Source organism: Leptospira kanakyensis (assembly GCF_004769235.1).
GTDB classification, from domain to species: Bacteria; Spirochaetota; Leptospiria; order Leptospirales; family Leptospiraceae; genus Leptospira_A; species Leptospira_A kanakyensis.
The window spans coordinates 528,355-548,336 of sequence record NZ_RQFG01000005.1 but is presented as its reverse complement, the minus strand read 5'-3'; the positions used below and the strand labels follow the sequence as shown (position 1 = coordinate 548,336).

At 38.2% G+C, this 19,982-nt stretch carries 24 protein-coding genes; all 24 read left to right on the top strand.

Annotation, left to right across the window (positions count from 1 at the left end; translation table 11 throughout):
• The first annotated feature begins 1 nt into the window (after nt 1).
• The 24 genes from EHQ16_RS03150 (at nt 2) to EHQ16_RS03040 (ending at nt 19,817) form a co-directional block, all read left to right on the top strand.
• On the top strand, nt 2-532 hold the full coding sequence (locus EHQ16_RS03150) for a hypothetical protein (RefSeq protein WP_135636428.1): 531 nt from the start codon (nt 2-4) through the stop codon (nt 530-532).
• Nucleotides 529-777, top strand: coding sequence for a hypothetical protein (locus tag EHQ16_RS03145; protein ID WP_135636429.1), 249 nt, complete (start codon nt 529-531; stop codon nt 775-777). The genes EHQ16_RS03150 and EHQ16_RS03145 overlap by 4 nt, the downstream gene beginning before the upstream one ends.
• The gene (locus EHQ16_RS03140) at nt 774-1,046 is read left to right on the top strand and encodes a hypothetical protein (RefSeq protein ID WP_167482627.1); all 273 of its coding nucleotides are present in this window, start codon (nt 774-776) and stop codon (nt 1,044-1,046) included. The genes EHQ16_RS03145 and EHQ16_RS03140 overlap by 4 nt, the downstream gene beginning before the upstream one ends.
• 90 nt (nt 1,047-1,136) lie before the next feature.
• Nucleotides 1,137-1,394 (top strand): hypothetical protein, encoded by a 258-nt coding sequence (locus tag EHQ16_RS03135; RefSeq protein WP_135636432.1) that lies wholly within the window; start codon nt 1,137-1,139, stop codon nt 1,392-1,394.
• A complete protein-coding gene (locus EHQ16_RS03130; protein ID WP_135636434.1) occupies nt 1,354-2,355 on the top strand; it encodes a hypothetical protein in 1,002 nt (333 codons plus the stop codon). Before EHQ16_RS03135 ends, EHQ16_RS03130 begins: the two co-directional genes overlap by 41 nt.
• On the top strand, nt 2,352-4,190 hold the full coding sequence (locus EHQ16_RS03125) for a transposase (protein WP_135636436.1): 1,839 nt from the start codon (nt 2,352-2,354) through the stop codon (nt 4,188-4,190). Before EHQ16_RS03130 ends, EHQ16_RS03125 begins: the two co-directional genes overlap by 4 nt.
• On the top strand, nt 4,187-5,197 hold the full coding sequence (locus EHQ16_RS03120; RefSeq protein WP_135636438.1) for an ATP-binding protein: 1,011 nt from the start codon (nt 4,187-4,189) through the stop codon (nt 5,195-5,197). The genes EHQ16_RS03125 and EHQ16_RS03120 overlap by 4 nt, the downstream gene beginning before the upstream one ends.
• Nucleotides 5,198-5,226: 29 nt before the next feature.
• Nucleotides 5,227-5,367 (top strand): hypothetical protein, encoded by a 141-nt coding sequence (locus EHQ16_RS19450; protein WP_167482626.1) that lies wholly within the window; start codon nt 5,227-5,229, stop codon nt 5,365-5,367.
• Nucleotides 5,357-5,959: a host-nuclease inhibitor Gam family protein gene (locus tag EHQ16_RS03115; RefSeq protein ID WP_135636440.1), complete on the top strand. Its 603-nt coding sequence runs from the start codon at nt 5,357-5,359 to the stop codon at nt 5,957-5,959. Before EHQ16_RS19450 ends, EHQ16_RS03115 begins: the two co-directional genes overlap by 11 nt.
• 73 nt (nt 5,960-6,032) lie before the next feature.
• Nucleotides 6,033-6,623 (top strand): hypothetical protein, encoded by a 591-nt coding sequence (locus EHQ16_RS03110; RefSeq protein ID WP_135637310.1) that lies wholly within the window; start codon nt 6,033-6,035, stop codon nt 6,621-6,623.
• Nucleotides 6,613-8,307, top strand: coding sequence for a phage terminase large subunit family protein (locus EHQ16_RS03105; protein WP_135636442.1), 1,695 nt, complete (start codon nt 6,613-6,615; stop codon nt 8,305-8,307). Before EHQ16_RS03110 ends, EHQ16_RS03105 begins: the two co-directional genes overlap by 11 nt.
• Entirely contained in the window at nt 8,307-10,601 is a 2,295-nt protein-coding gene (locus EHQ16_RS03100; RefSeq protein WP_135636444.1) for a hypothetical protein, read from the top strand. The genes EHQ16_RS03105 and EHQ16_RS03100 overlap by 1 nt, the downstream gene beginning before the upstream one ends.
• Complete coding sequence (locus tag EHQ16_RS03095; protein WP_135636446.1) at nt 10,598-11,206, top strand: class I SAM-dependent methyltransferase; 609 nt, start codon at nt 10,598-10,600, stop codon at nt 11,204-11,206. Before EHQ16_RS03100 ends, EHQ16_RS03095 begins: the two co-directional genes overlap by 4 nt.
• Nucleotides 11,203-11,445, top strand: a complete 243-nt coding sequence (locus tag EHQ16_RS03090) for a hypothetical protein (RefSeq protein ID WP_135636448.1) — start codon at nt 11,203-11,205, stop codon at nt 11,443-11,445. The genes EHQ16_RS03095 and EHQ16_RS03090 overlap by 4 nt, the downstream gene beginning before the upstream one ends.
• Before the next feature lies 1 nt (nt 11,446).
• Nucleotides 11,447-11,767, top strand: coding sequence for a MazG-like family protein (locus EHQ16_RS03085; protein WP_135636449.1), 321 nt, complete (start codon nt 11,447-11,449; stop codon nt 11,765-11,767).
• A gap of 51 nt (nt 11,768-11,818) precedes the next feature.
• Nucleotides 11,819-12,652, top strand: coding sequence for a DNA-methyltransferase (locus tag EHQ16_RS03080; RefSeq protein ID WP_135636451.1), 834 nt, complete (start codon nt 11,819-11,821; stop codon nt 12,650-12,652).
• Nucleotides 12,640-12,894, top strand: a complete 255-nt coding sequence (locus tag EHQ16_RS19550; protein WP_135636453.1) for a hypothetical protein — start codon at nt 12,640-12,642, stop codon at nt 12,892-12,894. The genes EHQ16_RS03080 and EHQ16_RS19550 overlap by 13 nt, the downstream gene beginning before the upstream one ends.
• A 59-nt stretch (nt 12,895-12,953) precedes the next feature.
• Nucleotides 12,954-13,661, top strand: coding sequence for a hypothetical protein (locus EHQ16_RS03070; protein WP_135636454.1), 708 nt, complete (start codon nt 12,954-12,956; stop codon nt 13,659-13,661).
• Nucleotides 13,654-14,292, top strand: a complete 639-nt coding sequence (locus tag EHQ16_RS03065; RefSeq protein WP_135636456.1) for a hypothetical protein — start codon at nt 13,654-13,656, stop codon at nt 14,290-14,292. Before EHQ16_RS03070 ends, EHQ16_RS03065 begins: the two co-directional genes overlap by 8 nt.
• Complete coding sequence (locus EHQ16_RS03060) at nt 14,289-15,455, top strand: patatin-like phospholipase family protein (protein WP_135636458.1); 1,167 nt, start codon at nt 14,289-14,291, stop codon at nt 15,453-15,455. The genes EHQ16_RS03065 and EHQ16_RS03060 overlap by 4 nt, the downstream gene beginning before the upstream one ends.
• Complete coding sequence (locus EHQ16_RS03055) at nt 15,448-15,720, top strand: hypothetical protein (RefSeq protein ID WP_244241905.1); 273 nt, start codon at nt 15,448-15,450, stop codon at nt 15,718-15,720. Before EHQ16_RS03060 ends, EHQ16_RS03055 begins: the two co-directional genes overlap by 8 nt.
• Nucleotides 15,721-15,922: 202 nt before the next feature.
• Nucleotides 15,923-16,789 carry a hypothetical protein gene (locus EHQ16_RS03050; RefSeq protein ID WP_135636459.1) on the top strand — a complete coding sequence of 289 codons (867 nt, stop codon included), beginning with the start codon at nt 15,923-15,925 and terminating at the stop codon, nt 16,787-16,789.
• Nucleotides 16,790-16,832: 43 nt separating this feature from the next.
• Nucleotides 16,833-19,271, top strand: coding sequence for an LA_1737 family protein (locus tag EHQ16_RS03045; protein ID WP_167482625.1), 2,439 nt, complete (start codon nt 16,833-16,835; stop codon nt 19,269-19,271).
• 3 nt (nt 19,272-19,274) lie between these two features.
• A complete protein-coding gene (locus EHQ16_RS03040; RefSeq protein WP_135636461.1) occupies nt 19,275-19,817 on the top strand; it encodes an NADPH-dependent FMN reductase in 543 nt (180 codons plus the stop codon).
• The last annotated feature ends 165 nt before the right edge of the window (nt 19,818-19,982 follow it).

Below are 19,982 nucleotides of genomic sequence, written 5' to 3'. Positions count from 1 at the left end.
AATGGTGCGCGTAGCTAGTTTAGTTTCTGCTTCTTATGAAATTTCATTATCTAGCCCAGGGCCTTCATGTGCTCCACCGTATAACTTCAAAGATGCGGTTGAATATAAAAATGAAGCTGATAAAAAAGAAGTGCGCGAGAGTCGTAGGCTCGCACCTAGTGGCGGAGTTCGCGAATCTGTTGCTAGGCACCAACCAGAGGAGCGTGAGCAAAAGCAACCAAACTTTGTGCCGAAGCACCGGTTTATTCTCTCTCGGCAAGGAGAATTAATGCGAACGCTCCCTGGTAACTTGCGAACCCAGCTAACTCTAAAACGAATTCAATCGGTTAGAGTTAATGATCTACCACCGTACCAACCGTACTTAAAAAACCAAACGGATCACTTTGCAAAATTTGCAAACTTGGTCTCGCGCATCGGTTCACTTGGATATGTGATGAAAGATGGCTCGAACAGAGAGATTGCACAGCATCTGATTTATCTCGCAGCGCATGCCCTTTCCTGGGCCGAAAACTATGTGGAGGACCTTCCATGACCATTGCTGAAAGAATCTCATTTCTGCGTGGAGCTCTCTGGTCGAAATACGCTGAGCAAGCGATTAAGGAAATTGGTAGAGGTAAACAAAACCGTAGCAAGGTGCATCGTAGGATTGCAGAGCTTGCGATCAATCGCGCTTCCATTGAACAGGCATTTATTGAAGACATGAATGAAGTTGCAGATTTTGCAGAATGGCAAAACGAGAAACTCGTTGAGGAACGATTAGGTGAACAAAAGAGATGAGCAACAAATCAAAACCTTTTCAGCCTCGACATCAGATCAAGAAGCTGCGCGCTCTTATACTTTGCGGTCTTTCCGAAACTCGTTTCAATTCATTTTGGGATTCGCTTCTCGATTTAGAGAAGGAACGATTCACAAGCAAGGAGATTGCTTCTCTTGCACAGTTAAAAGTAAAAGAACTTCTTCCATTAAGCAAGGCAAGGATGGAGGAATATGTGAAAAATCAGAATCTGGAAACAAATCAAAAAAAATTTTTGGAGGTGTTCCGATGAGAACACATTTTTACATGCAGCCACCACTGCTTCACTACAAAAAACAAAACATCGTCGATAGATTCATATCTTTCGTATTAGGAGAATGATATGAGCGAACTCTTAGATGAATTCAATGCATCATACGGAATTGTCTCTCAACTTGTAGGTACTTCTGCAGCTCGCGCAGGGAAACATCCTATGGAAGTTGCACTTGGAGAACTTTCACTGATGTATATGTTTCTTCGAAAACTAGGAATAAACACCGAATTCGATGAATATAAAAATGAAGCTATTATTGAAGCAAAAGTTAAAGGGAAGGAATATTATGAGCAAAAACGCAAAGAACAACAAAACCTCCAAGGTTAAAAAAAATGAATCGGCCCCTAACAAGGGAAAGAATGCAGAAGACAAGAAATCCAAGTCGAAGGCCGGATCTTTAGAAGAAGCCAAAGAAACTCAAACCACTTCGGTCGAAGAATCTTCAAATTCTCTTGCTAGCCAAGACGTTTCAGCTTTGAGCACTGACAGACATACGCGACTCAACCAGTTAATGCGTACAATCCGAGTTTCTTCGGAAATGCTGAAAGCGGCCCAGGAAAATATCATGATTGCACTTCATGAGATTAATCGGGACCAACTCTTCCTGTTAGCTGACTGCGAAACCATGCAAGGTTTTGTTGAAGAACATACGGAGTTTCATTGGTGGAAGGTTTCCAAATATCTTACCGTTGCGGAAAAGCTGCTCACCTCTGAGGTAAACAAGAAAGTACTTTCCGGAAGAACAGAAACATCACTTGTAAAACTCGTCGAAGGCATGAAGGAAGACAATGCCTTGTTTCAGGAAGGTGAAGTCCATTTTCCTGACGGAAGAATTCTCGGCCTATCCGATTACGAAAAAGAACTCCAGTCCAAACAAAACAAGGAAACGGTTAAGCTTCTCAAAGAAAAAAATACCCAAATTTCAAACTTAGAAAAGAAGGTTGATGATAACCAAAGGGTAAACGAGTCCTTCGATTCACGAATCAAAGAGCTTCAAGAAATGTTAAATGACCAGACACATGAGACTGGCATTCCTCCTGAAGTTCGTCGAGCTTTCCGTGAAAGAGAATCGTTATCTGCAATTTTGACAAATGCTGTTAACGGAATTCAGGAATTTGCGGATGTTCTAAAGGTTGCCCACGAATCAGAGTTAAACGAACTAGAACATAGTTCTGAAAATGGGAAGATCGTAAACATCTTCCTTGTGACAATACAAGGAATTTACCATTCCGTATATGATTCTTGGCAGGATTGCCTTCCTGTTACTACGGGAAAGGAATTAGAGTGAAGCAGCTAGATATTGGAATCGTGATGCCTCTATTTCGGGACTGGAAACTCGCAAGAGAGGCCGGTACACGTTCCGAAGTCGGACAGATTGTCCGAAGGGCTGTCGATTCACTGGGCCTAGCTAGACCACAAATTTACAACATTTTCAACCGTCTCCTTGAAGGAGAGTCTATCTTTTCGGTGGCAAAAGTTGAACGGAAGAAAACTGGATCGAGGCTTGGTGTTGCAGAAATTGCATTAAGAGAACTTGAAATCTATGAGATCACAAAACTCATGTTTGCAGGTGAAGTGCAACATGAGCAAGCAAAGACTGGTACCGGCAAAGATCGAGACCTTCGCACCGTTGGCTTTGCCTTAAATCGAAAATATGGGAAGTCGATGGAGTTTGCTATTGAACAAGCCGAGCGATTGGGAACTATCCGAAAGGGGATTTGGGATCGTTTCAAACTAGGAAGAGCATTAAACGAACGTGGTATCACCCGAAAACAAATGAGTAAGCCGTTGGCTTCTGTTACTTGGATGGCTACTTATTCAAACCAGTTTTGGATGTTTGATGCATCACCACTTAACGCAGTTTATTTGGAACCTGGGAAAGAATCGAGAATATCCATCCGGCCCGATATTGAATCCGGTTTAACGAGGATCTATGAAGGCTCCAAAGAAGCTACTCTTCGTAAGGTTCATATTTATGTGGCTGTAGATGTGTATTCAAAGGCTTTTTACGCATACGCATACGCACCAATCGCTAAGGGAAAGGAATCAACTCACGGTGGAGAAAATTCGACTGATTGGCATGACTTTCTTTCTCGCGCATTTTTGGAAAAGGATGATGGGTATATTCCAATACAGGGAACACCAGAGAGAGTCTATACGGATAAACATACCGCTTTTGAATCTCTTTCTGGATTTTTTTCAAGATTGGATATTATCCAAGAGTCTCACTTCCCTGGTCACTCTAAAGCGAAAGGGCCAATTGAAAGCCGTATTTCAGCGATTAAACGATGTTGCGAAACTATGGCCGTTAGAGGAATGATTCGAAATTTAGATGAATTTAATCTTCTTTTATATAGGTATCAAGTTTCTAGAAATTCGAAATTAAAATCGTATGAGAAATGGCTAAAGTCTGCGAATGAAAAGCCGATCAAAGCAGTTACGAAACAGAATCTGACAGATGCTTCAATCAAAGAAGAAATCAGAAAGATTAACGCATACGGCTGTATCGAAATCGAAGCAACACAGTATTTACTTCGATATCCAAATGGACAGGTTGTATCAGATCGAACCAGAGAGGCTGTCAAGGTGTACAGAAACTCAAGAGGTGGATTTGAAGTTCTAACTTGTGATGGTATTCGCCTTACAGCAGATCCAGCAGGGCCTATTGGAAGGGAGCCTGGTAGTTTCAAGAACGTTGGCGATCGTGATGGACTTACCGAAACAAGCCGAATAAAAAACCGAAAAAAGGTTTTGTCTTCAGCGAAAGCTGCGGAAAAAACTTTGGTTCTTTCGGATGCACTTCCTGATTTGCCAGAAGTTCCTTACGGCAAACTGCACGTATCAAAAGAACATCGGCAGACGCACACTCCAATGGCTCCAGAAAAATTTGAGAGTACCGACGATGCATTTGAATGGATGCTAAATGAGCTCGGACATACAGAAGAATCACTGGAAGAACTTTCCATGAAGCTTGCAGATGAACGAGATGAGAATCTTTCGATCGGTGCGATCGTATTACAGTTGTTACGATCATCTAAAAGAAAGATTGGATATATCCCTGCACAAGAAGTTTACGACACAATCGAAATTATAAGGGACACATTCCCTGAGGTTAGCAAATGACAGATGTTATAAAATATCGGCCTACTTTCGTTAATACGAAAAATACGGATACAATCGTAAGGCTCGCGAAAGAAGCGGTAAAAACGAACTCCTGGTTGGTTGTGGAAGGAGAAGTTGGCGATGGGAAAACATTTATGTTTAACCAAATCAAAGCTCTCCTCGAAGCGAAAAAAAATAAACACATCATCGTGAATGCAGGACCCGTTTGGGAGAGCTCAATCTCTGGGATTTCCATACCATTTATCGCGCGACACATGATTCGAGCGATACGTCCAGCTGAGAATATCCCTGGTAATCAAAACGAAAGATATTTCCGACTAAGGGACTTGTTGCTTTGGGTGGAAGAACAAAACCGTAAGGTGGTACTGGTCATTGATGAGGCTCAGGCATTACGTTGGAGTGGTTTTCGTGACTTAAAAAAACTTTGGGAATTGGCATCACCTAATCAAAGTCACCTCTTTTCTATCATTATGTTTATGAAACCCGAAACAAGGTTATCAGGTATTCTCGATAGCCCAGAGATTGGTCATCGAGTATTTTCCTTTCGTAGTAAACCGCTGACAAGAGTAGAACTTTTATCCATCGCCGAACAAGGATTTAATATCAAGTTCCCTCCAGGTAAGAGCGGGGAAAAAACGAAAGAATTGTTTTATTCAAATCTTTCGTCAAAGAATCCTCTTTCAGTAGAAAATCTTATCAAAGCCATTTCCTTTTCATATCCTGAATTCCAAAAAGACGGAGTCGTTCGAGAGAGTTATTTAAGAAACGTAATCTCTGACGGAATTCGCACTATGATGGAACGATTGCGGATTTCGAAAAGAGAACTTCGAAGAAGAATTCAAGATGATTATGGAAAGGAATTTGATAACAAAAAAATCGAAGAGTCCTTGTTCCATCCAGGGAAAAACCCAAAAGACGAATCAATCGCAAAATCATCGTTAGGTCGAATCTATAGAGAACGTACTGGGAAAAAATCTCCAATACTTTCATCAGCTGAAGTCGAGTGATCATTTTTTAGTATAAGGAGACAATCAATATGCCAGCTAAGAAAAAACAGGCAAAGAAGAAAAGAGCAGCGAAGAAGAAACGGCGAACCGTTCCCCCTGCGCAAATGGTAAAATCAACATCAAGAGGAGTCGTCGTCGATGCGAGTCAAGGAGTTGGTAATGCTCAGTAAACGTCGACAAAACCTTCTTTCATTGATGCCTGATAATCATTATGAGGATCAGGAAGAACTGGAAAAAGGAATTGAATTACTCGGTAGAGTTTCTCGTTCCCGAAAGGATTTGATTGCTTTGGCAGATAACAAGATTGCTGCGATCCGAGAAGCCTTAAAAGAGGAACTGGTTCCTTACGACCAAAAAATTGCACACATTGCATCTGGTGTGAAATTCTATGTAGGTAAACATAGGGATGAACTTTTCCCAAACTTTCCCACGAGAAAAACTGCAAAGCTCGTATCCGGTAGTCTAAAGATCCGTCGAGTTCCTCCATCAATTAAAACACGAGCGACTTCGGAATTTTTGGAATCGATCGTTAAGAAGGGAGGACTGTTTACAAAATTCACGGAACTCGTTTCTTCACTTTCTAGAAACTTTTTGCGCGTCAAACTAGAATTGAACAAGGATGCGATTCTAGCGGATCCACTTGGTTCCAAAAATGCAATTGGTATCGAGTTGTCTGAAGAATCAGAAAGACTCTACATCATTCCTGCTGAAGTTGACGCAGAACATGATGTCAGTGCAGGAGAGCAATCCTCTGCAGCTTAAAAAAGAAAAGACACAAGGGACAAGTATAACGATAATTTGTTGGATACTTGTCGCAATCTGTAATACGTCTCTTGTGTCGTATTCTAAAGCAACTCAAAGGCGTGCAATCAACATGCACGTTATCAATGGCGATAATGCAGAACAAATTGCTGCGATTTTAAAAGCAGAACATCCAAAAATTACCTCAAATACAATTCGGACTTGGTTAGAAAAACAAGATGAAGCAACAGGAACGTCTCCACAGGAAGATCGTCTTTTAATAGAAAGTCAGGCTAGAAATTCTGCACTTAAAGATGCTGAGATTAGTTTGACCTCAATAAAAATTGATACAGTAAAAGCATTCCGCTCACTAAAAAGGCAAGTATTTGATGAAGAAGGAAATCTAAAGGTTCAGTTTAAATCTGGCGAAGGTGCCTGGAATACTTTCCGTGGCTTAATGAATGATATGGAGAAGATGCTCGAAAAAGAAAGGGAGCGTCTCGAACCAGAAGAAATTGCAAAAGGTATCAACCGAGCGATACGCAAAACTGCCAAACTATCAAAATTCCTGGATTCTAATCCAGATGTCTTTAGACAATTTTTTCAAAACTTAAAACTTGAAATCACGATCTCCAAAAATTTGGATATTGCCTTCATCGAGGAGAACTCGGAACGTGAGGGCTGAGAAAAGAAGAAGACAGACTGCTTCCGCATCGGAAAGATTTTTTGATGAGCTCGATAGTATCGTTACTCAATCTACAAGTCTTTCAGGTGTTGCCGGTACAACTCTCGAAGAATTTCTTTGTCAAAACATTCTCGTAAAGGGGCCTTTCGGCCAACTGGTTCCATTTTCTTTTGAAGGATATGCTTTCTGGAAATGGATTACCAGAGTATCTCAAAACCATCCATATCTAGTTTTTCTAAAAGCAGCACAGGTTATTTTCAGTACTTGGATGCTAGGTCGTCTAACATGGAAAGGTGCAGGAACAAGTCTCAAAGCAGGTTTATATTTTCCTGACGATACATCAATGAAAGACTTTCATGATGATCGAGTTGTTCCATTTTTACAAAATTGTAAAGTTCTCCATCAGTATTTAAAAGAAAATCAAACTGATAACAATCGTACCAAAAAGCTTGGGGATTTTACTTTAGCTCTTCGTGGAACATGGACCAAACGTGGAGTCAAAACAATCGACTTAGATGCTGTTGGATTAGATGAAGTTGACGAACATGATGAAGAAAATATCGAATTCGTACCAGACAGGTTACTCGCATCAAAACTCGGTTGGATGATGTTCGGATCACAGCCAAGTTTACCAAACTTCGGCATTCACGCTGAATTTTTAAATTCTTCTCAGGGATTTTGGCTAATTAGATGTGGATGTGGCGAATGGAACAATCTAATTGAACGCTGGTTATCCGATCACGATTCTATTTGGGGATTTAAAGATAAGGATTCAAAAATCCAGCCGGTACCTGGATCAGTATTTTATGCATGTGCAGGCTGTGGAAAACCATTAGATAACCAAAAAGGTGAGTACGTAAATAAAATCCAAAAGCATGATCATCACGGATATCAGCTTTCTCAATTGTGGACACCGAACGACCCTTCCCAATTGTATAAACGTCAGTTAAATGCGAATACTTCTGCAAAAAGAAAAGCTTTTTGCATTTCAGTGATCGGTTGGCCATACTCATCCGATGAAGAGCAGCCTCTTCAAAGAGAAGATATCGAACGCTGGCAATCTGATTTTGTGCTGCAGGATGGCTGCCAATATTTCACGTTTCATGGCTTGGACCAAGGTGATACTATTCATGGAGTATTTGGTGAGCCGACAACTGATGGACGTATCAAGATCATTGGCCTTTATAAAGGCCACGTTATAAATGAAATCGATTACTATAACTCCATTCAACGTTTCAACGTATATTCTGGAGTAATAGATGCGATGCCAAATAGAAACTTCTCGATGAAGACAGCATTGAAGTTCCCAGACAACATTAGAATTCAATTTTTCTCTAAAAAGTTTGCAGAAAGAGAAGAAATCCTTCCTGGTTCTGAATCAGTTGGGGTCATACAAGTTAACCGTGATGTCTCATTACAGGAAACTGTCGATGCAATTAAAGCCGGTCTATTCCTCTTCCCTAATCCAAAGAAGTTACCTCCTGCCGATCTAGCTCTTTACGAGGAATTTAAATTTCACCTAACAATGTTAATTCGTGAGCGCGGTGAGGACGAAAATGGAAAAGCACTATGGGGATTTAAGAAAAAGGTACCAAATCACTTTGGAATGGCGTTGAATTCATTACGTTTGGCATTTGAGACACAATCGGAAAGTGGTGGTAGTTATGGTGGAGGAATCGGTTGATGGGTCTTTGGAATAGAATAAGGAATAGATTTTTTGACAACGGAGTCTTTCTCCCTTTTACATGGGCAAATGATAGAAAGAAACTAAAAGAAAATAAAGCCGAGATAGAAGCGTTTTTAACTGAAGCAGTGACGGAGGACAACCCATCTGACGATGTGAGGTTGATTAAAAAATTAGCACGTATCTCCCCGGAGTTATCGCAAGCAGTTAAACGTGCACTCACTCTAGGAAACACCGGCTTGGAATGGGAAATCGATGCAGACGAACGGCATAAGTCCGCAATGCTCACTGAAATAGACTTATTCTTCGATAGCCTTCCTGGCATAACAAATCGCCTCCTTCGTCAAACAATTGTTTGCGGTGCAATTTCCGCCGAGTGGATACCTTCAGTAAATATTGATTCGGTTGAATCAATACGCACAGTACCTGTATCAAAAATAATTTTTAAAAGAGACGTCTCTTTGGAAACAGGGACTGTGAAGTTCTTGCCTTACGAACAGACCAAGCACGGTTACAAAAAACTAAACGAAATACAATACATGTATCATGCTATTGAAACTGATGAAGATTCTCCTTATGGGATTCCTCCATTTTTCTCTGCGGTTCCTCATGTTGGCAGCCAATTCAAAGCCCAATCAAATATGGAAAAACTTTTGGATAAGTGGGGGTTACTTGGATTCATTGTTGCGAGTTTTCCGAAGCCTCGACAGTTACCTGGAACAGATGCCGCTGCTTACGAACACCAATTAAGTGAACATTTAGCAAAGGCTCGTGCTGCCTTTGAAAAGAATTCCTCATCTGGTTTCATGGCAACATACGACGGAGTTAAGACTGAACATTATGCCCTAACTGATGGAGCTCGCACCGGCGGCTATGATTCTATAACAAGAGGAATAGAAGAAAAGGTTTCTTCTGGAATAGATACTGATTTGTTTCTTTTGGGCAGATCCTATTCGGTTACTGAATCATATGCAAAAATCTCAGGTAAGCTGTTCCTGTTGAAGCTTAAGAATATTGCCTATCCAACAAAGCTTTTTTTGGAACAGGCTATTCGTTTTCACCTAACAGCAAAAGGTTATTCATTTCGATCCGTCTCTGCGAAATGGGGTAAATCTATCACTTTAGATCCGAAAGGAGAAGCAGAAGCAACAAAGATTTCAAACGAAGCAACGAAGATCCACTATGATCTTATCAGAGCACAGGTTGCAGATGGATTGATTGCTCCAGATGTGGGAGCCAAACTCCTCGGTTTTGACAAATGGGAAGAGCCATCCAAATTAGAAAAACAGTCTGCCGATGGGCTCTCTTTCTCTGAAAAAAAAAAGTCCGGTAAAGGCTCGATGATTTATCTAGAAGAACATACCTCCAATTGCATATGCGGAGACCTAAATCAATTTGTGATGCTCGGTGCATGGTCCAGTGAAGAAAAAAAAATCTATCAGGCAATTGAAGATTCTTTCGCTGAGAATTTCTATTCAACGTATGAGGATAAAGTAACCGGAGTTCTCGAAAGGATCCGTAAAACGGATATTACTAAAGAGGATGCGATAGAAAAGATCCTTGATCTGATCGAACAGGAACTTGGAGATCTGCCGGATGCGTTGGAACGTGAGTGGAGAAAGGCAATCTCTGATGCATGGGATGCTGGCCAGGAATTTCATAAAGGAAATGATGGGAAAGACATTAAAGCTCCAAAGGTAAATGCAAACAAACATGTTTTAGATTTTTTCAATAGTGCTTACAAATTTGATGTAGGTAAACAATTCAAAAAAGAAAACGACATCAATGATATCCGGTCTGCAGTAGAAGAAGGATTGGAGAGTGGTTCCGTTGATTCGGTGATAAAGAAACTCCAGGACAAATTATTAGGAAGAACGCAAACATCTTCGAAAGACGAAAGAGAGGCTCTTCGCAACAAACTAGACAACATAGTTCGCGGACAGATCTACAGGGCGAGAACATTCTCTCGGATTAAACGATACCACCAAACAGGAATAGCGCGAATTGAGTATGTAGCGGTGATGGATGAACGAACCTCCTCACTTTGTAAATCACTAAACGGAAAAACCGTAGAAGTGAAAACGTTGGTTACATATATCGATGAATTTATTGAAGATGATCCGACTCGCGACGATTTTTGGAAAGATAGACAGAATCCTTCTGAAAAGGTAGCAGAAGGATTCAAGGATCTTTCTGGCGATGAGATCATGAATAAGTTGAAAAACAAAGTTTCACCTTTTCACCTAAGATGCCGAACCACGACCGCCGCTTATTTCGAAAGGAGAAGTTCATGACAACAACTCTCATTCCCAATGAAATCAATGTAAATGACAGAGTAAGGTTTTATTCTGAAGCTTTTCCTAAATACGCACCGCTCCATATTTTCAATGGAAGTATTTATGGTGAATGGAGGCTCGGACAAAACTTTAAAAATACATCGGATTATTGGGGAGCATATCCCGAACAATACTTACCGAGAGCTACCTCGCTGTTTCCAGAGAAAAAAGAAGTCTTACACCTGTTCTCTGGTAAGACTCCTCCAGGCGACTACCTTAGAATGGATAAGAATCCCGCTAACGGATCCGAAATCGTTGGTGATGCAGAAAAACTTTCCTCTTATGCGAAAATCTATAAACCCGGGGGATTTGATATCATTTACGCCGATTGTCCTTACACCAAAGAAGATGCAGATCATTACGGTTATTGTATGATCTCACGACCTAAAGTCCTGCGAGAATGTTGGCAAAGCCTCATCCCTGGTGGGCACGTTGTTTGGTTGGACCAAGTGGTACCGCAATGGTCAAATGATGATTGGTTTCTTGAAGGAATTATTTATATGTTTATTTCGAGCAATAGAAGAGTAAGAGCTGTTAGTATTTTTAAGAAGGTGGTTGTATGAGTTTATTTTTTACAGGATTTCTGCAGGTTTTATTTGTTTGTGCAAACACTTATATGATCAGCAAACAAAAGTATATGTGGGTAGTTGTTTTCGGATTTCTTATTTCATTCATTTGGAGTTGGAATGTCAGAAAAATTGCCTTCGGAAGCATTCTTGACCGCATCCGGTATTCCGCTGGAGCTGCAACTGGTGGAGCTCTAGGTTTATATATATCAGTTCTTATCTTAGGGGAAAAATGACATGAGCCATAGTGAGAATGTATTAAAAGAAGTTTTGAACGAACGAAAAAACCAGGAATTGAAATGGGGTGAGCAAAATCATTCTTTTGCAGAATGGTTAATGATTTTGGGAGAAGAAGTTGGAGAAGCCAATCGAGCAGCCTTACAGTCTCATTTTAATTATCCATTACCTGGTGAAGGAATAGATCTTGATGATCTTCACAGCTCAATCGAAAGACGGAAATCAAGATGGAATTCTGAATATCGTAAAGAGTTAATTCAGGTCGCAGCAGTAGCAGTTGCAATGATTGAGTCATTCGATCGTTCACAAAGAAACGGATAGAAAGATTATTACATTCCGTGGAAAAGTTAGGACAGAAGAGACAGTAAACAAATGTTAAGCATTTTAAAGATTGCCCTCTATTTAATAAAGGCTATATTTTTGTATAGTATTATGCTTTCTAAACTATACAACGGAGACTGTCTTAAAATCCTTCCTACAATTGAGAAGAACTCGATTGATGTTATTCTATGTGATCTTCCTTACGGAACTACAGACTGCAAGTGGGACAAAATCATTCCAATGGAGTCATTATGGTCTGAATACCATCGGATCACAAAACCCAATAGTCCGATTCTCTTATTTTCATCTCAACCATTTACAACGTATTTAATAAATAGTAATCCGAAACAGTTTCGTTACGAAATCATATGGTATAAAACCAAAGCTTCAGGCTTTCTTAACGCTCGCAAAATGCCGAACAAAAGCCATGAAAACATTGTGGTTTTTTATAAAAACTTACCTTATTACAATCCAGTAAAATATGAAATAGATCCACGTTATCAACGCAAAGGGAAGCAAGTTGGATCAAATAGAACCACTCTTTTTAACATAAGAGGTGAAAGAAGCGAGAACTATCAATACTTAGATGACGGATCCAGGTTTCCAGATTCTGTTTTGTGTTTCCCTTCTGAGTCACGTCCTGGCCAACACCCAACCGAGAAGCCAAATTCACTTCTCCGATTTCTATTAAAGTCTTATGCGAAACCAGGCTTTACCATTCTTGATAATTGTATGGGAAAGGGAAATACTGGAATTGCTTGCGCCGAACTTGGATTAGACTTTATTGGCATCGAACAGGATAAAACATATTTCAAGGATGCGGAAACTAGAATTAAACTTGCTCGCCAAAGAATAAAGCTGGGGTTATCATTATGGACGGATTAGAGAAACAATCTGTGATATGTTGTCCAAATTGTAAAAATTCATTTTCCGATCAATCCTTACCGTATGAATTGCAACTAACAATTGCAGAGGATTTGTGGATGAATCATTGTGAAGAGATGTTTCGGAAAGGTGGTCGGCCAAGAAAACTGGAAAACCTTCCTTCTTATATCCATACGCCAAGGATTAAGGCTTATTATGAAAAACTTGAGAAAAGAATTGAAGCGAGAAAAGAAAGGACATAGTGGACATTCGGAAAAATCAAACTGTCTGTCAAATGAACTGATCTGAAATATAATAGATAATGGAATTCGTTCAATACCTTTCAGTTTGGGAGAGAATCTCAATCATCGCTCTTTGCTTCCTAACTATTTGGGCAGCATTGATTGCATTTTATCGTTTAATAAAACGAGCTGCAAACTGGCTCCAAAATCGCAATATCAAATTAGGAAAATCAGAGTTTCTTAAAATTGAAAAAACAACTCATACTTCATTTGTAAGTTCAACTGAAAAGGATTTCACTCTCCATCCAGTTTTCTCTAAAATCGAAAAATTCCTACGGATTGATTTAAAGTCAATTTCACTCGATAACAGTTTTCGCGATTTAGTTGTTAAAGACATGGCTTCGGTAACCTGGATTGGACATTCAGAGATGTTGCTAAAAATTATCCAAGAAACAAAGTCCTGCACTAATTTCCTCCAGTTTAAAAAAGTTATTTTCAGAATCCTTACAGATCGAGTTGAAGAACTCAACAAAGATTTACTGGCCGAAGGGATTCCGCCTCTAGTGATAGAGAGGTATTGCCAAGTTATCAACCTCTTCAATGTGCAGTTGCTTGCGAATATTGAAGAAATCGACAAAAACCTAGATCGGGACAGCGCAGTTGATTCTGTATTCCGCTATGTATCAGCAATACTAACAACCGTTCATCATCAATTCATATTTTTATTCGGTTCCATCAATGGAAAACTAAAAGGATTAACTTATAAGGGGGTAACTTGCAATGAATAAGGAAACAAATTTGACCAATACGAAAATTAGACCTGATAGAGAGTCATTAACTCCAATTTCTCCGCTTCCTTGGTACGATCCGCAAACAGACAATGCAACGATTCAAATTTTAAATAGAATCATGAACAAATGGAATACCTGCATGGGTACCACTTATCTTGCTGTTGTTAAATGGATGGGCCTTGCATTGGGCATAGACACTTATGCAGCTTGGACAGAAAAGGATTACTATAAAAAACTAGGGGAATTTGTAAAAAAAGATTTAGATATTACAACTTCATCTTTCCACAATAAACTTTTCAATTCGCTCTTTCCTGGAAAAGCGTATGCAGTTCAGGTTCCTTATTCTTTGGAAGCTTTAAAGGATCATATCAAAAAAACTCAGTGTCCTGCAGCAATCTCTATCGATGTGCGACAAGTATTTAATCCAAAAGCAAAGGATGTGATGGGGCATATCATTTGGCCTGTGGCTCAATGCAAGAATGGCTTAACCGCTCACGATCCTAGAGGGAAATGGGATTCGAACTACAAAGATTTTCAGGGCGCAAATTGTTTTTTCTCAAATGAACTTTTGGAGCAAATCGCTCGAAAAGAAGTAATGAATCTTTTTTTTATCGGAGAAGTGAAATGAAAAAACTTCGCCTAAAAAATCCTGCAGATCGCCAACTTTCGGTTCTTAGTTTTGCTGGCGGAGGATACCTTGCTGTCACTAGCTTAAAAATCTTGATTGAAATCGAAAAAGTATTCCGATCGATCTTGTTTGATCGATTTGGTATATTTGAATTTGAAGAAACAAAAGGTGAGAATTTTCCGTTCCATCGATTGTTTGACCTTCTCTCCGGTACATCAACTGGATCTATTGTGGCAATGGCATTAAGATCGGGTCTCACACCAACACAAATTTTGGATTTATATTTAGAGCATGGACAAAAAATATTTCCAGGATCAATTTCACGATTCTGGAATAGGTTTATTGTTCGTGGAATTTTTTCGGGCCAGGGCTTGTCTGCTCCAAGCTTATCAAGTGAACCATTATTAACATTACTAAAGGCAACTCTTGGCGAAACTACAATTGGAGAGATAAACAAAAATGGCCGAGTGATGGTTATTGGAATCGATTGTGAGACAGATAACACACTACATTATAAATCTTGGAGAGAAGAATTCCAAAATCTATCCGCCTATTTGGTAGTCGCTGGCTCATGCTCTGCAGACACCTATTTTTCTCCGACAGTAATCGAACAAAAAGATAAGACTTATTATGTTTCTGATGGTGGAACATCCGGGGCCAATGATCCAATTCTCGATGCTATTGTAGAAACTTTCAAGTTTCAAGAAAAAGAGATTTCAACTGGAAATCTGGAAAGACTGCTTTCCTCTTTATCTGGCCGAAGGCTCTCTATTTTAGAAACGATCCGAACTCTTTTTGGTGACAGCGTTTTGGCTGCTTCTATCGGGACAGGAGAACGAGCAACTCCGCGAGATGGAAAAAATATGTTGGATTGGGGAGCCGCACAATTAGTAACAAACGGAGTATTACCAGGATCTCTTTTGAAACGACCGGAAAGACATGCGAGAAAATTAGCATCTTATCTTGTAGACCAAAATAATTTTTATAGCTTCAACACTCCGTTTATGACTGCTAAAGAAACAATGGATGATGCTTCCGATTCTCAAGTAAAATCAATGTTATACGATGTTGACTATTGGATTGAACAACCTGCAACAAAATCATACATAACCAATTTTGCAAATAGGTTAGTTGATTTATTAGAAGAAGTAAACCATGTCTGAAAAGATCGATCCTAAAACTTGGGATGAATTTATCGACACAGGTCTTTTCTTATTCCTAAATTCCTTTCTGCATATTTTTGGCTGGGCCATTGTTGTGGAATACGAAGGTGGTGTTAAAAATCGGTCTGTGAGGAACGCATATCCAGCTCGTACGAAATACCGAGGCTTTTCTGAAAATAAAGTCGAAGAAGCATATAAAAGAACAGCTGAATATTTAAATCAAAATTCCAGTAAACTTCTCGATGAAATAAAAGACGGAGGCTGAAAAGCTGCCATTATTTAAGTTTTCCAAGCATTGATTCCTAAGGAAAACTTAGGATACTTCTTCTATCATCAGCTAACAACAAATAAACCATTATTCGTTTTATAGATTTACCGTCCCTTTTCCTCAATAAATCCTAAGTAATCTGAATTTCAGTAACGATTTTAGCGCTCATCGGGACCCCCGGTAATGCTCGCGGACACTATTGTCTAATCACCTTATCTTTGTTTTGCTTCTTTCTTTTTTTTCCTGTTCGACACAGAAAGTTTATATCCCAAAAGAAAACCTAAACAACTCTTTGTTACCTGCTGAGTTTGTCAAAAAACTAGAATTTTCAGAATTCCTTTTGCCAATTGTCTCCGAGCCAATAAAAAGGCCTAGTTCGCAAGGTGAAATTTATTACGGAATTCTTCGTGATAAAGAAAGTAACCGAATAGTAAGAAGTATTGCTATCCTTGTGGATTCCAAAGATATGAACTTACGTCCGTCAGAGTATTTGTATTATCCAGTGTATTACGCTATCAATGTTACCGACTATCTTTCGATTAGACAAACGCTCAGAACAGAATATGATATTCGGAGGGCAAACGATAATTCGCCAGTTTATATGCCGGTTTATGCAACTTCAGCCGTTGTAAGTTTTGCTGCTTTGGGAATAGTATACATTGCTTCCACGGGGACAGCCATTATCTTGGGGATGGGAAAAGGAACTTACGAATTTACCGAAGATGTATTGGAAGGAATCATAGTTTCCAAGGAAGAAATTGTATTAGGTTTTAATGATTATCAATATGATAAGGAAGGTAGGTTGATCAAGGTATCTACTTACCTTCCTTATCGCTCAATTTCCAAATCAGTCATTCCTTTTTATGATCGGGATGGAAAAAAACAAATTGGTCAAATGTATCCTTCGAGTAAGCCGATTCTGTTGTCTGAAATAAATTATAAATATGTTAATAATAAATCTGATTTAAAAACTCCGAAATCAGCAGAGATCATTGAACATATCCCCAAAAAAACAAAAAAGTTAATCAATTTACCAATGAAGGAAGGATCTAAAACCACCAAGTAATTTCTTGCATAAAAACAAGAGTCCATAGCACACTTCTAAAGCTATGGACATTTTTAGACGAACTCTGACCACTCTCTATCAATCCATTTTTGTTTTCATTTTTTTTGCTCTTCCTTGTGGATTGTCTGCAAAAACTTGGTATGACTTAGAATCGGAAAAGGAAACAAAAATTTACGGAAGTGAAAGGAGTGCTAAATTTACTGCCAGTAATATTTTCTACGACGTCGAAAATTGGACAAACCATCATTCGATTCGTGCATTAGGCTTTTATCGATATTACGATTACCCAAAAGCAAAAACAAAATCTATATTTCCTTTTTATTACCATATTCAAAGTAAGTCCGACAATCGTGAATACAAACGAATACTCAACCTCAACAAAACGATAGAAAAGGAAGCCGTGGATCAATCCTTTTATCCATTCGTTTTTTGGGGAAAAGACACAAATAGTTCTTATTTAACCACAGTCCCTTTTTTCTTTTCTAATAAAAATGATGTACGAAGTCGTTTAGGATTTCCTATTTTGCCATTGTTATACTATCATAACCGAGAAACTGCTGGAGAAAATAAAAACCATTATACTAGACTCCTTACTTTATTACATCTTGAAGTAAATGAAAGAAAAGGGCTGCATGAATTTTCAATTTTCCCTTTAGTTTATTATTCTAAAGAGAACTATTTATTCCTTCCTTTGGTATTGTTTTATCAAAACAATAGATCTAACTTTAATGAATATTGGTTTGGGCCAATTTATTATTCTGATGATAAGGCAAAGAATGAAAGGTTGATCGTTGGTTTTCCATTTCTCGGGCACTATCGAGCTCCAGGAAAGGAGTTTGATTTAATTTTTCCTTTATATATCAATTATTCTGATTCAGAAGAAGACTATCATATTAATTTGTTATGGTATACAAAAACAAATTCGGTAAACGTTGATTTGGCGACAAACGATGGAAATGTTTATATAGATTTTGATTTCGGAGTTTTATATAATTTGGTTGGTTACTCACAAAGAACTAAAGTTTTGGACTCAAAGTTAGTTACTGAAAAAATAAAACCTCCAGAAATAAAAGACCCTCAAGTAATTAAAAAAAGAGAATTCAAACGAGAGAGTAGCGATAGTTTTATTGGTTATAATTTATTATTTGGAGTTTTTTCCTACGAAAGAGCCGACTCCAAAAGGCATATTCGTTTATTACCACTTGCATGGTTTACATGGGATGAGAGTTCAGATGATAATGTTGTTCTTTTACCACCATTTTTCCCTATTTGGTTTAGTTACCAATCGGATGATTTAGAATATAAAGTTTTATTTCCTTTGTATGGAAAACAAAAAGATAAAGAATCCGAATTTCGTGCGTATTTGCTCAATTTATACTTAACTGAAGATGTAAAAGAAAACAATCGGAAAGAACGATCTTATTTTTGGCCACTAATCAATGTTTATGAATCCGATATTGATTCGGGGCATAGAGTTTTACCATTTTACGTTCAGCGAAACTACACTAGAGAACAATACCAACATGGCGATACATTTACGTTATTTTCTTCGTATCGTAAAACGACAGCACCTTCGTATTCAGATACAAAGTTTTTGTTTTGGCCTTTTTGGATTTCCTATGAGGATAAAAATTCGCCCTATCATGAAAAAGAAAAAACTGTTTGGATCACTCCATTTTTCTATCGAAACATGAGAGAAAGTGGAACAAGAACTAACTTTTTGTGGTTTATGGATTGGGAATGGCAAAAAGAAAGTGCACTGGTAAAAAATTTAAAATTAAAATCAGCAGAAAATTCGGAACCAAAAGAATCCTTGTCTCATCTTTTAATTTTTCCTTTTTATAAAACACATTCTAGTTTTTCTGTGATTCCATTTTCCTTTAATCATTGGTACAGCGGTGGTTTTACAACTTTCACACTTTTGAATTATCTAAAATGGGAAAAAACAGGACACTATTATAATTTTTTATATTTGATTGAATCAGAAAATACGGAATCAAGTTATCAGTTTAGAAGTTTGGGTGATTTGCTTTGGGGTTTTCGACGTGAACCATCTCGAATTAACCGTATGACTTTTCTGTGGTTAGGATACGATGACAGATCTTATAAAACCATATATAATTTTTTCCCGATTATAAGAATTGCAGATGCTGATAAAGAGAAATCGAGGTTGTATGGTCCTTTTCTTTATTATCTTTTTGATTCAGAAGAGGAAAAAACTGAATTATTAATTGTTGGTCTTGGTTATTATCACAATAAAACTAAATCTGATAGCCAATATTCGACATATATATTGTTAGGTGCTTTATACCAAGAAAAAACGGAAATTGAAAGAGGATATGTCAAAAGAGGAAGTCTTTGGGGTTGGCTTTGGGAATACCAAACGGAAGACAATGGGTATGAAAAATTTTCGATCTTAAAATTATTTTCTTATACAAAAGAGACAGATGGAACCAAGAAAATTATGGGAATTAGTATTTAAAAAATGGAAAATAGGAAACCTTTGATTCTTGCGCTATCTGGTGGGATTAGTCCGACTTCTTATAACAGAAAAATTTTACAAACCATAAAAGATCATTTTTCAAATGACTGTGAAATCAATATTTATGAGGGAATTGTTTATTTTCCTTTTTTTCTCTCAGGAATTTCTGATGAAGATACGCCTGTGATTATAAAAGATTTTTTGAAAGAAATTCAAAGTGCTGATGGAATCCTTATCTGTTCACCAGAATATGTATTTAGCATTCCTGGAGTCTTAAAAAATGCATTGGAATGGGCTGTCTCTTCAGTTGTGTTCACTGATAAACCGGTAGCATTAATCACTGCTGCATCTGTTGGAGAAAAAGCCCATGAATCTTTACTTTTGGTTTTGAAAACAATTGGCGCTAAATTATCAGAAGAAACGAACCTTTTGATTTCTGGTGTGAAAGGGAAGGTAACTTTGGATGGACAAATTACAGACGAAATTACAAAACAATCCATCCAAAATCTGATGGATGTGTTTTTGAATTCACTAAAAGCCAAGTAGAGTTTTTCTCTAAAAACAAAACCGAATGTAACGAATTTTCCTATAAGTCGACAGGCTTATTTCTGTTAGTCTAAGGGAATACGATAACGAAGTTAATAAATTATAAATTTTCTATTATTGATTTGCGAGTAATCTAGTTACAACCAATTTGGCATAGATACTTAG